This is a genomic window from Sphingobacterium sp. UGAL515B_05 (genome assembly GCF_033097525.1).
Taxonomy (GTDB): domain Bacteria; phylum Bacteroidota; class Bacteroidia; order Sphingobacteriales; family Sphingobacteriaceae; genus Sphingobacterium.
The window spans coordinates 3,064,298-3,077,149 of record NZ_CP109907.1 but is presented as its reverse complement, the minus strand read 5'-3'; the positions used below and the strand labels follow the sequence as shown (position 1 = coordinate 3,077,149).

The window sequence follows — 12,852 nt, the reverse complement described above, 5'->3', positions numbered from 1 at the left end:
TTATTGATTTATTTTAATCTTTCATTAAACTTGAAGCTACTAAATTATTAAAAATTATTATTACTTCCTAATTTTTATAGTGTACTAAATACACTATCATTTCCCGTGGGATGTAGAATCTTAACAAATCATAAAACCTTGAATTGTTCAATTGAATAGGAACTTTCCGGTTGCTCCTTTTTCAATGGCATTGCCAACAAAATATCCACCATTATCCTTCAACCACAGAAAAGACACCATAGAAATATGAATTATTTTAAAAATTGTATCGGGATTGATTAAATTTGAATTCACCAAATTGTCACTATTATGCTACAGGTATACGGTATCAAAAATTGTAACACAGTAAAAAAAGCACTTACATGGTTGGAAGACAATAATGTTCCCTTTCAATTTCATGACTTCAAAAAAGAAGGCGTCAGTGTAGATAAATTAAAAGAGTGGGAAACACAGGTAGACTGGCAGGCGCTAGTGAATAAAAAGGGAACCACTTGGAAAAAGTTATCTCCAGAAACTCAAGAGCAAGTCATTGATGGTGATAGTGCCAATAAAGTACTTCAGGAAAATACAAGTATGATTAAACGTCCTGTTATTGAATACAACAAAGGTATATTACTCGGTTTTAATGAAGCAGAGTACGAAACAAATTTAAAATAGTTCCACAAAGCTTCCCGGAATGGAGGTTCTAAAAAGCCTCCAATTATCTTAAATAAACCTTTAAGATCCCTTTCTATCCCTTATATTATGAAACGTCGTTTGCGTTTTTTTTGGCTCAATGTACTTTTCATTGTATATTGGAGCAAATAAACATAATTTAAGTAGACGTATGATGAAAAGAATTGCACTGGCTTCTTTAAGCCTTGTTGCGTTGAGCTATGCTTATCCGGCCTTTGCACAGGAGAAAACATCCAATTACAGCTATACAGAGGCCTTTGCACCCTTGTTTTTTAAAAATAATGGCAATGAATATCGTTCCGCAGCCGGAAAACCGGGCCCTGCCTACTGGCAAAATGCAGCCGACTATAAAATTCAGGCTTCCCTGAACGATCAAAATGATCAAATTACAGGATCTGTCGAGATTACCTATAGCAACAATAGTCCAGACAATATGAACTATCTGTGGTTACAATTAGATCAAAATATGTTTTCACAACATGGCCGTGGTCAATTGATCTCCCCCTTGACCAACAGCCGTTACGGTGATGGTAACTCAACTTTTGATGGTGGATATCAGATACAATCTGTTACGGATGTAAACGGAAATGCCATCGAATATATTATTGACGATACCCGTATGCAACTTCGACTTCCTGCGGCATTAAAGAGCAAGGGCGGAAAAATAACTTTTAAGATTAAATACCAATACACCGTTCCTAAATATGGTGCGGACCGTACAGGTATACTTGACACAAAAAACGGAAAAATCTATGCCATTGCACAATGGTTCCCAAGACTGTGTGTCTATGACGACATTAGAGGTTGGAATACCCTTCCTTATACAGGACCGGGAGAATTCTATCGTGAATTCGGAAATTACCAGGTTGAGATCACTACTCCGGCAAACCACATGGTTGTATTGGGTGGCGAATTATTAAACCCACAGGAAGTATTTACAGCTGAGCAACTCAAGCGATACCAACAGGCACAACGCAGCGACGAAACCGTGATCATCCGCTCCGCCGAAGAAGTTAACGCAAAAAACTCCAGGCCTGACAAGAAAACCTTAACCTGGAAATATCAACTTAATAATGCACAAGACATTGCCTGGGCGTCCTCTACGGCATTTATTTTAGATGGTGCGAAGATCAATCTACCGAGTGGAAAAAAATCCCTCGCGTTGTCAGCCTATCCAATTGAAAGTAACAGTAACAATGCCTGGGAACGCTCGACAGAATACACGAAAGCTGCAATTGAAATCTATTCAAAAAGCTGGTTTGAGTATCCTTACCCTGTAGCGGTCAATGTAGCCTCCAATGTCGGTGGAATGGAATATCCAGCCTTGTCGTTCTGTGGCAATCAGGCCAAAGCAGGCTCACTTTGGGGTGTTACCAACCACGAGTTTGGTCACAATTGGTTCCCAATGATTGTCGCATCCAACGAACGTGAACATGGATGGATGGATGAAGGGTTCAATACATTTATTAACGAACTCGCAACAAAGGAATTCAACAATGGCGAATATTACCGTAATCAGGCGAGCAGATCGTACATCTTTACTGCCCGTAATCTTGAACCGATCATGAGTACCCCGCAAAACATGAAAGAACGTAATATTGGTGCTTTGGTCTACTATAAGCCAGCTTATGGACTGAAATTATTGCGAAACGAAATCATCGGTCCTGAGCGCTTCGATTACGCCTTTAAAAAGTATATCCAAGAATGGGCTTACAAACACCCTACACCGGAGGATTTCTTCAAAGCTATTGAAAATGGTGCTGGAGAAAACCTAAACTGGTTCTGGCGCGGGTGGTTTGTCAACAACTGGCAAATGGACCAAGGTATAAAATCGGTATCCTATGTCAACAATGAGCCAAAATTTGGCGCACTTGTCACCGTGGAAAATCTCGAAAAATTACCGATGCCAGTTATTGTTGAAGCTACAACCGTATCAGGCAAGAAGATTCGAAAAAAACTACCCGTGGAAATCTGGGAAAGAAACGACGTATGGCAATTTAAAATACCCACCACAGAGTCATTGCAATCTGTACAGCTAGATCCTGACATGGTCATGCCGGACAAAAACCCAGACAATAATTCGTGGAAAGCAAATTAGCAGATTTTCAAAATCTATTCGTTATTTTTGGCTAGAGAACGATCATGAACGTACGGCCTAAACAAAACGGCAAATACCCTGTTCATTCATAGATTGAAAATACATAACTATATTTATTCACATGAAAATCTTACAAACGATTCTAAGCTGCTTACTTATTACACTAATGAGTGGACATCTTGTTGCACAGGAAAAAACCAAGGGGATTATTATGGAACTTGTCAGCGGTGAGAAAATTGAGGCTGCACAAATTCAAAATTTAAGAACCAAGGCTGAAGTACAGACCAATAGAGATGGCTCCTTTGCAATTGACGCCAATATTAACGACCTCTTGTTAATCAAGGCTGTGGGATATGAACAAGATACTGTCTTCATTTATGATAGCAGCTTACGCAGAATCTATTTGAACAGAATGAATAATGTTATCGAACTCAATGAAGTTGTCGTAGAACGGATGACAGACAGTAGACTTGCTGCTGAAATCCAGCGCGAGAAGACTTTAGGAAAGTATTCCGACGCAAGTCAAAACCGCGGCGGAGTACGGATTTCTCCAAGCCGTATATTTAGCAAAGAGGGAAAACAGGCACGTTCAAATCACAAACTCCTCGTCGCAGAACTTGAGAAAAGAGCAGTTGATCGAAAATTCACCGAAAATCTGATCAAAGAATTGACTCCGCTCAATGGTTCAGATCTAGCCCTGTTTAAGGAAAGGTTTAGACCTTCCTATAAATTTATTCAAAACAGCAGCCAAGAGACTCTGAAGGTCTATATCATGGATAGCTATAAAAAATTTAACGAGAAAAAATAAAAAACAAACACTTTTATCACGTGATTGTCAGAAGGTTTTAAACTGTAATAATTTTTATTTCAGTTTAAAACCTTTTCTGTTACTTTGTGTTATAATTTAGAAAAATCAGCAGAGGATGTTACACAACTTGAGGTTCGCAACAGCATTACACATTATGGTTCTGGCACAGTTAGAAGAGTCAAATCAATGGCTTTCTTCTGAATATATTGCGTCAAGCATCCAGGTCAATGCAAGTGTGGTTCGCAAAGAAATTGCATCTCTCAAAACAGCATCTTTACTGACAAGTAAAGAAGGTAAGGGCGGCGGTATTCGCATAAATCCCGAGAATCCAACGATTACCTTGGCTGATATTTATATCAGCACCAAGCAAACCGATTTCGGCGGGAAATTTAACAATCCCAATCCGGCATGTATTGTGGGCAAAAATATCAACTCCAAACTCCAGGATCTGTATCAGGAAGTCGACACTGATATTGTACAACGTTTGGAAAAGATAACCCTGGCTGATTTTAGCAAAACATTTAATTAAAGGAAACATGAAAGTAGCAGTAATTGGATCCACAGGATAAGGATCTCATCTCGTAAAAGAATTGGTAGACCGTAACTATGACGTAGTCGCCATCGCCCGCCACATCGAAAATATTCCATCGAGTGAAAAAGTAACCAAACTCCAAGTAGATATCAATGATAATAATCAATTGGTTTCTGCGCTAAAAGGTGTTGATGTTGTTGTTTCGGCTTTCAATGCCGGATGGACCAACCCTAATCTTTATGAAGATTTTACAAAAGGTGCATTGGCCATCCAACAGGCTGTTAAAGATGCCGGTATCAATCGTTTCATTGTTATTGGTGGTGCAGGAAGTTTATTGGTTGATGGAAATAGACTGGTCGATTCACCGGATTTTCCAAAAGAAATTAAACCTGGGGCATTAGCTGCAGCAGATTATCTGAATACCATCCGGAAAGAAGATCAACTTACCTGGACCATGTTTAGTCCTGCTATAGAAATGAATTCCCATGCTGGTGGAACCCGTACCGGAAAATACCGCACAGGCCTTGATACTCCTGTATTTGATCAGGAGGGTCGTTCTAGATTATCAGTAGAGGATCTTGCTGTAGCAATAGCAGACGAAATTGAGAACAAACAATTCCTCAATAAACGCTTTACAGCAGCGTATTAGTACCCAAACAGGCATTTGATTCAGATTTTATTACAAAAGGGAGGAGCAATCTTCCCTTTTTTCATTGAGATCATTTATATTTGACATTAATTAAACAATTGAAAAGCTAAATAATCGTAAAGAATTAATCCTATGCTATTTAAAAAATCGATTCCTCAACTCATTGCTGAAGCAAATGAAAATGGAGAACACACGCTAAAGAGGACACTGTCCAGCTCGGGCCTTATCGCCCTCGGTGTCGGGGCTATCATTGGGGCAGGACTTTTCTCCCTAACAGGGATTGCCGCTGCTGAAAATGCAGGGCCAGCTGTTATCCTATCTTTCATTATCGCAGCAGTAGGCTGTGGATTCGCAGGTCTTTGTTATGCCGAATTTGCCTCTATGATCCCTGTTGCGGGAAGTGCTTACACATATTCCTACGCCACAATGGGTGAATTTGTTGCCTGGATAATCGGCTGGGATCTCGTCCTAGAATATGCACTAGCAGGAGCCACGGTTGCCGTCAGTTGGTCTCAGTATTTCAATCAGCTCCTGATGATATTTCATATCCAGCTCCCCGACACCCTGCTCAAAGGCCCTTGGGAAGGTGGTGTAGTCAATCTGCCGGCCATCATTATTGTTTGTTTACTATCGCTGTTACTGATGCGCGGCACACAGGAATCATCCCGCGTAAACAATATATTGGTTATCCTAAAAGTTGGTGTAGTATTGATTTTCATTGCCTTGGGATGGAGCTTTATCAATCCTGCTAACCACGATCCATTTATCCCTACAAATGCAGGTGAAGAGCTTGTGAAAAGTGGACAGCAAAGCTTTTGGTCATTTTTAAAAAGTGATGACTTCGGTCACTTTGGTATCAGTGGAGTATTACGGGCTGCAGGCGTTGTCTTTTTTGCATTCATCGGTTTCGACGCGGTAAGTACAGCTGCTCAAGAAGCAAAAAATCCAAAAAAAGGTATGCCAATCGGTATCATCGGCTCGTTAATAATCTGTACACTTTTGTATGTTTTATTCTCTTACGTCATGACAGGTATCGAAAACTATACGATGTTCAAAGGTGATGCTAAACCAGTTGCGACAGCTTTTGCTCGAACAGGCTATCATTTCTTAAATACAGCGTTGATTATTACGATTATTGCAGGATATACTTCAGTTATTCTCGTGATGTTACTTGGTCAGAGCCGCGTATTTTATTCGATGAGTAAAGATGGTTTGCTTCCAAAGATATTTTCAGACTTATCCAAAAGACAGACTCCTTGGAAAACAAATGCTATTTTCATGGTATTCGTAAGTATATTCGCAGGTTTCGTTCCAGTTTCTGACCTTGGGCATATGGTAAGTATTGGTACCCTATTTGCCTTCACCCTTGTATGTGTAGGTATTCTAGTACTACGTAAAACAGATCCTAATTTGGAGCGCCCGTTTAAAACACCATTGGTTCCTTTCGTTCCGATCATGGGTATCTTGGTCTGTATTTTAATGATGGCCTCATTGCCAATTGAAAGCTGGGAGCGTTTAGCGGTCTGGCTCGCTTTAGGCTTATTGATTTACTTTGTATACGGTAAAAAACATAGTGTCATTAGAAAACAACATCAGAACCAACAAAATATTGGTTAAACATAAAAAAGGCTTCTTAATAAAGAAGCCTTTTTTATGTTTAAGAAATCCAATAGCACATTCTTATTACAGCGCACTCAGTTTAAAATATCCATTCGCAATGGTATCTTCTTCTAGACCGGTCTTTGGCGTAATTTGAATACTATACAGCTCTTTATCATGAGGTAATAGCAAATCTTCTATCTCATAAATATCATCAACATCCAAACCGTACTTATCATCGATATGTGCCGAACTGTGGTGCTTCCAAAAAACAGTGCGTTTTGCCTTTTCAGTCGCCTTGGCCAAACTGGATGCTACAATGAGTTCTTTGTAATGGAACTCGTCAAATTCATTCGGTTTGTAGCCACCTAAATTAACAAAAAACAACTTCAATTCTGAATCAATAGCCTGTTCATCCTCCCTTTCAGTAACCTTGATCTCATATTCCCCAATCTTATGGACAATACGGTACGCATCAATGTGAATTTTACCGTCAGCCTCGGGCCAAAAATCTTTAATGGGATAGACAAAATCCTTCAGCTCATTACCAATACCGAAGAAAATGTCATGCTGTTCTGTCCGTCTATTTCTCGGTTTACAACCGATCAAAATCATAAATAATTTCATAGTCAAAATCAGTCTTCAATGTCCGTGCTAGTATATCCAGTTTATTTTTCATCGATGTCTGTGCGTACGAATCATGGATATTTCATAACTTAAGCCCTATAAACAATAAAAATAACTATTATCCACCACATTTAACATATATTATATCTTCACAATGCACAAAATATTCCTATCATTTGCGTTACTATTCTTATCATTACTGTCCTTTGGCCAAAAAACCGCTACCGATAAAAAACTCGAATCACAGATTAAACAGCTGATTCAGGGTTTTCAAGGCGATGTTGGCATTTATGTACACCACCTCAAAAAAAACAAAGAAGTCAACATCCAGGGCGACAGCATTTTCCCGACGGCAAGCATTGTTAAAATCCCCATTTTAGTCGGCATCTTTGATAAAATTGAAAAAGGTGAACTACAACTTGATCAGCAACTGCTCTACCGTGCTAGTCAACGATATGGCGGCTCAGGGCTAATGCAATTTTTTAAAGACAGTACACAAGTTGATCTTAAAACCCTGGTTGCGCTTATGCTATCTTATAGTGATAATGTAACCAGCATTTGGAATCAAAAACTTGCGGGCGGAGGTGTCGCGATCAATAAATTAATGAGCGGGCTTCAACTAACTCAGACGCGTGTCAACTCACAGACAGAGGGACGGAAGTCAGATTGGGAAAGATATGGCTGGGGCCAGACTACACCAAAAGAAATGGCCGACCTGGTCACACTAATCCGACAAGGCAAAGTTGTATCGCCAAAATCTTCCGATCAGATGTATCGTTTTATGGGCAACATGTTCTATGATGAAAGAGGGCTATCGCAAATCCCGTCCACTGTTAAAACAGCTTCAAAAACAGGCTCTTTAGATGACGTACGCAATGAGGTCATTTTGGTCAATGCGCCGAAAGGAGATTATGTTTTCAGTATTTTCACCAAGAACAATGTAGACAAAAGCTGGGGTAAAACAAATGAAGCAGAGGCACTTACCCGTAAGCTTTCCAAATTATTATGGGATTATTACCAATAAACCTATTTAAGTCAATATTATAAAGATGTGATATAAAAAAGGGGGGCACTCAAAAAAGTGCTCCCCTTCCCTATCGTTCAAATGAAATACGTCAACTAATTTTTCAACGCTTCACCTACATTTTTAGCTTTCCGACTAATATCGTCACCTACTTTTTTGGAAGCATCTTTTACATCTTTAGCAGCCTCTTTGGTTCCGGTAGCAACATCATTTGCAACTTTCTTCGTACCGTCAGCGACATCTTTTGCAGCGTCTTTTGTTTTATCAACAGCTGTATTTGTCGCATCTACTGTCGCATCTTTTGCGTCTTTCAATCCCTCTTTTACATCTTCTCCAGCATTACGCAAAGCATCCTTGGTTTTTTCCCAGGCAGTGTTAGCTTCTTCAGAAGCAGCTCGAGCCTTTTCCTCGGCAGCTTTATCGCCTTTTGCGATAGCTTCATCCAAATCCTTTTTCGCCTGCTCTGCTTTCAAACGGGCATTTTCCTCCGCATTTTTTAAATCTGCGATTGCCGCATCTACATGCTCACCGACTGTTTTTGCCGAATCTGTCGCTGTAGTGTCTTTTTTCTCCGAATTGTTGCAAGAAGACATGACCAATGCTCCTGCTACGACTGCTAAAAGTGCAATTTTTTTCATTATAAATTGATTTATGAGTGTAGTTTTCAACGGCTCATCAGAGCACGTATACATCAATTTACAACTTCTATGCCAATTAGACAAAATTATTGCTTCGGATAGATTGTTCCTTTCGCAGCTTCTAACGTATTTTTCAATAACCCCACGATTGTCATTAACCCAACTCCGCCCGGTACCGGTGTAATCCAGGACGCTTTAGGAGCAACATTTTCAAAATCGACATCACCATATAGCTTAAAACCAGATTTTGTTGCTGTAGAAGTTTCTCTATTAATACCGACATCAATCACAACCGCACCGTCTTTAACCATATCTGCTGTAACAAAATTTTTCTTACCGATTGCTGCAACAATGATATCACCCCGCAAAACCTCTGTTTTAAGGTCTTTTGTGCGACTATGTGTTAATGTCACAGTACAATTACCTGGATTGGAATTACGAGCCAGTAAGATACTCATTGGCGATCCCACAATATTACTTCTTCCAACCACTACAGCGTGCTTGCCTGCTGTATCGATCTTATAATAATCCAACATCAACATAATACCATATGGCGTAGCTGGAATAAAACAAGGAAGATTACGTTGCATACGTCCGAGGTTGATCGGATGGAAACCATCCACATCTTTGCGGTAATCAATTGCTTCGGTAACTTTATCCGGATCAATATGTTTTGGTAAAGGCAACTGAACAATCAAACCGTCGATAGACTCATCCTGATTGATTTCTTTGACTTTAGCGATCAATTCATCCTCTGTTATGTTTTCATCATAACGAATGTTTGTTGATTCAAAGCCGACCAGTTGACAGTTGCGCATTTTGCTAGCTACATAGGTTTCGCTACCACCATCATTCCCCACAAGGATAGCAACCAGATGAGGCTTACGGCCGGTCTGTGTCGTAAATTCAGCAGCATCTAACGCAATTTGCTCTTTAATTTTTTCGGAAACTAGTTTACCATCTAAAAGATTCATGTTTAGGAGATTTTATTGTATTTAAAAGGAGCCCAAGAGCTCCTTTATTATTGTGTTATTTTGATTAATCTAATTTCAATACCGCCATAAATGCAGATTGCGGAATCTCTACGTTCCCAACCTGACGCATGCGTTTCTTACCTTTCTTTTGTTTTTCCAAAAGCTTACGCTTCCGGGAGATATCACCACCATAACATTTTGCCGTAACATCTTTACGTAAAGCTGAGATCGTCTCCCGGGCAATAATCTTTGCACCGATTGACGCCTGGATACGAATTTCAAATTGTTGACGGGGTAATAGTTCTTTTAGTTTTTCACAGATTTTTTTACCAAAATCATAGGCGTTGCTCCTATGTATCAACGATGACAAGGCATCTACAGGTTCATCGTTCAATCGAATATCCAGTTTTACCAAATCTGACTTGCGATAACCAATCTGATGGTAATCAAATGAAGCATAACCTTTAGAGATCGTTTTCAACTTATCATAGAAGTCAAATACAATTTCTCCCATTGGCATTTCAAAGACCAATTCAACACGATCTGAAGTCAAATAATGTTGGTTCATGATCGTACCACGTTTCTGGATACAAAGTGACATGATAGGTCCAACGAAATCCGATTTCGTAATAATATTAGCTTTGATATATGGTTCTTCAATTGAATCCAATTTACTTGGATCCGGTAGATCAGAAGGATTATGTACGACCACTTCCTCTTTATCTTTGGTCATATAGGCCTTATAGGATACGTTGGGAACTGTCGTGATCACCGTCATATCAAACTCGCGCTCTAGACGTTCTTGAATAATCTCCATGTGAAGCATACCCAAGAAACCACAACGGAAACCGAAACCCAAGGCTGCCGACGACTCTGGTTCAAACACCAAAGAAGCATCGTTTAGCTGCAAACGGTGCATCGATTCACGCAACTCCTCGTAATCCTCCGTATCGACAGGATAAATACCCGCAAAGACCATCGGTTTCACCTCTTCAAACCCTTGGATAGCCTCAGAACAAGGGCGATCTTTATGCGTAATGGTATCCCCTACTTTCACCTCACGTGCCTCCTTGATACCAGAGATAATATAACCTACATCACCGGTCTTAATGACTTCTTTAGGTACTTGATTCAACTTCAGTGTACCAATTTCATCGGCAAAATATTCTTTCCCAGTAGCAACAAATTTCACGCGGTCGCCCTTGCGGATTTCACCATTTTCAACTTTAAAATAAGCCATGATACCACGGAATGAGTTGAAAACAGAGTCAAAAATCAAGGCTTGCAAAGGTCCATCAGGATCACCCACTGGATGTGGAATACGGTCCACAATAGCTTCCAAAATATCCGGAACACCAAGACCTGTTTTACCAGATGCAGGAATAATCGCATCGCGGTCACCACCGATCAAATCCACAATCTGATCTTTGACTTCTTCCGGCATAGCACCAGGAAGGTCCATTTTGTTGAGAATTGGGATGATTTCCAAATCATGCTCCAACGCTAGATATAAATTTGAAATCGTTTGCGCCTGAATACCTTGAGATGCATCAACGATCAATAAAGCGCCCTCGCAGGCAGCAATTGAACGCGACACCTCATAAGAAAAATCCACGTGTCCCGGGGTATCAATCAGGTTCAAAATATATTCCTGACCATCTCTTTTATAATTCATTTGGATGGCGTGACTCTTGATCGTAATACCACGTTCACGTTCCAAATCCATATTATCAAGTAATTGTGCCTGTGCCTCACGCTGACTGATGGTATTGGTATACTCTAAAAGGCGGTCTGCCAAAGTACTTTTGCCATGGTCAATATGCGCAATAATACAGAAATTACGAATGTGCTTCATATAGGATTTTTAAACTCTTTTGCTAAAAGGCAAAGATACCTTTTTTTATATATATTTATATAAACTAGCTTTTTTTTAGTTTACTATACGCGAAGAAATCAGACTAGACACTATTCCTATTAAGAACGGCAGAAACTGCATCCGCTATTCAGCAATAGCATATAAAAAATGTTTCTGATTTCGTGTAACATTGTCTGTGTCCCACGAAATTCGTCCCCGAAATTGCTCCGAACGAATTGGGCAATTGTCGACCTGACAATATTGGCAGCACTGTGGAAGACAAGGATCCGCATGAACGAAAAATTCGGTCCGTACCGACATCTCCTTATTAACAATCTTATCCACAGCAGAAATTTCATCATGCACCTGGATAAGGTCAAGGTAACGGGGTAGTGTGAGATGGCAATCTACATGGAGTTCGTTCCCATAGCGCTGTACACGAAGATTATGAACATCAATCCATTCATCTTTCCGATTGCGCTCCAAGATTTCGACGACATCCTGTACGAGCGCTGTATCCGATTCATCCATCAATCCACCGATCGATTGGCGAAGTAGCTTATAACCATTGAAGAGGATAAAAAGCCCCAATACAATTGAAATGACCACATCGATCCATTGGAAACCTGTCAGTCTCATCAATAGTAAACCCAGTATCAATCCGACCGTACTATAGGCATCTACCTGCAGATGTTTTCCGTCCGCCACCAAGGTAATAGAGCCCAATGCACGTCCACGCTTCATGATATAGAATCCTACTGCAAAATTTATCACAGATGTAATACCGATCAGATAAATCCCTTGTTCAAGGTGCGTTAACGCTGCCGGAAAGAAAAGATTGTAGCAAGCCTTGGCTAAGATAATGGCGCCGGCGATAAAAATAAGTCCACCTTCCAAAAACACCGAAAAGAACTCCACTTTACCATGCCCGTAGGGATGATTCTCATCTTTAGGTTGCGCCGAAAGATAAATACTATAAAATGCAAAACCCGAAGCAATCACATTAACGATACTCTCTGCCGCATCTGTAAAGATTGCACTGGAGTCCGTTAAAAAGTAGGCAAAAAACTTCACAATCATCAAACCTATTCCCGTAAAAAGCGATAATAAAACCAATCTTCTTTGTCTTGACATGATGCTTATCTTCTATATGAAACCTTCTATAGCTAATGATGAAATGAGGACTAGCCAGCATTTTTGTGAGCGCAAAGGTAAAGATATAACGACAAATCAGAACGATTAGTTTTGAACATCCAACATCAGGGATCAATTAAATAACTGTGCTAAATCGCTTCAACTGCCCTTTTATTAAAAAAGCCCAATAAAAGAGCTACTTTTCTTTGTAAATTCTCAAAAATAAAGAAGATTATTTG

Annotated in this window: 11 protein-coding genes and 1 pseudogene; 7 read left to right on the top strand and 5 right to left on the bottom strand. The window is 39.9% G+C overall.

Annotation, left to right across the window (positions count from 1 at the left end):
* The first annotated feature begins 309 nt into the window (after positions 1–309).
* The 6 genes and pseudogenes from OK025_RS12405 to OK025_RS12380 all read left to right on the top strand — a co-directional run bounded on the left by OK025_RS12405 (position 310) and on the right by OK025_RS12380 (position 6,379).
* Positions 310–657: an ArsC family reductase gene (locus tag OK025_RS12405; RefSeq protein ID WP_317669687.1), complete on the top strand. Its 348-nt coding sequence runs from the start codon at positions 310–312 to the stop codon at positions 655–657.
* 169 nt (positions 658–826) lie between these two features.
* Positions 827–2,773: a M1 family metallopeptidase gene (locus OK025_RS12400; protein WP_317669686.1), complete on the top strand. Its 1,947-nt coding sequence runs from the start codon at positions 827–829 to the stop codon at positions 2,771–2,773.
* A gap of 121 nt (positions 2,774–2,894) precedes the next feature.
* Positions 2,895–3,581 (top strand): carboxypeptidase-like regulatory domain-containing protein, encoded by a 687-nt coding sequence (locus tag OK025_RS12395; protein WP_317669685.1) that lies wholly within the window; start codon positions 2,895–2,897, stop codon positions 3,579–3,581.
* Positions 3,582–3,696: 115 nt separating this feature from the next.
* Positions 3,697–4,110: an Rrf2 family transcriptional regulator gene (locus OK025_RS12390; RefSeq protein WP_201638667.1), complete on the top strand. Its 414-nt coding sequence runs from the start codon at positions 3,697–3,699 to the stop codon at positions 4,108–4,110.
* 52 nt (positions 4,111–4,162) lie between these two features.
* Positions 4,163–4,762 (top strand): annotated as a pseudogene (locus tag OK025_RS12385) (NAD(P)-dependent oxidoreductase); the annotation flags it as partial.
* 132 nt (positions 4,763–4,894) lie between these two features.
* Positions 4,895–6,379 carry an amino acid permease gene (locus OK025_RS12380; RefSeq protein ID WP_317669684.1) on the top strand — a complete coding sequence of 495 codons (1,485 nt, stop codon included), beginning with the start codon at positions 4,895–4,897 and terminating at the stop codon, positions 6,377–6,379.
* Between the two features lie 66 nt (positions 6,380–6,445).
* On the opposite strand, the gene OK025_RS12375 is transcribed toward OK025_RS12380, so the two are convergent.
* Positions 6,446–6,988, bottom strand: coding sequence for a DUF1543 domain-containing protein (locus OK025_RS12375; RefSeq protein ID WP_317669683.1), 543 nt, complete (start codon positions 6,986–6,988; stop codon positions 6,446–6,448).
* A 154-nt stretch (positions 6,989–7,142) separates the two neighbouring features.
* Here OK025_RS12375 and OK025_RS12370 point away from each other — a divergent pair, with 154 nt between their 5' ends.
* On the top strand, positions 7,143–8,012 hold the full coding sequence (locus OK025_RS12370; protein WP_317669682.1) for a serine hydrolase: 870 nt from the start codon (positions 7,143–7,145) through the stop codon (positions 8,010–8,012).
* A gap of 95 nt (positions 8,013–8,107) precedes the next feature.
* On the opposite strand, the gene OK025_RS12365 is transcribed toward OK025_RS12370, so the two are convergent.
* The 4 genes from OK025_RS12365 to OK025_RS12350 all read right to left on the bottom strand — a co-directional run bounded on the left by OK025_RS12365 (position 8,108) and on the right by OK025_RS12350 (position 12,613).
* Positions 8,108–8,650, bottom strand: a complete 543-nt coding sequence (locus OK025_RS12365) for a hypothetical protein (protein WP_115046770.1) — start codon at positions 8,648–8,650, stop codon at positions 8,108–8,110.
* Positions 8,651–8,736: 86 nt separating this feature from the next.
* Positions 8,737–9,624, bottom strand: coding sequence for a bifunctional 5,10-methylenetetrahydrofolate dehydrogenase/5,10-methenyltetrahydrofolate cyclohydrolase (locus tag OK025_RS12360; protein ID WP_317669681.1), 888 nt, complete (start codon positions 9,622–9,624; stop codon positions 8,737–8,739).
* Positions 9,625–9,688: 64 nt separating this feature from the next.
* Entirely contained in the window at positions 9,689–11,479 is a 1,791-nt protein-coding gene (gene lepA, locus OK025_RS12355) for a translation elongation factor 4 (protein ID WP_317669680.1), read from the bottom strand.
* 144 nt (positions 11,480–11,623) lie between these two features.
* The gene (locus OK025_RS12350) at positions 11,624–12,613 is read right to left on the bottom strand and encodes a cation diffusion facilitator family transporter (protein WP_153846845.1); all 990 of its coding nucleotides are present in this window, start codon (positions 12,611–12,613) and stop codon (positions 11,624–11,626) included.
* Between the last annotated feature and the right edge of the window lie 239 nt (positions 12,614–12,852).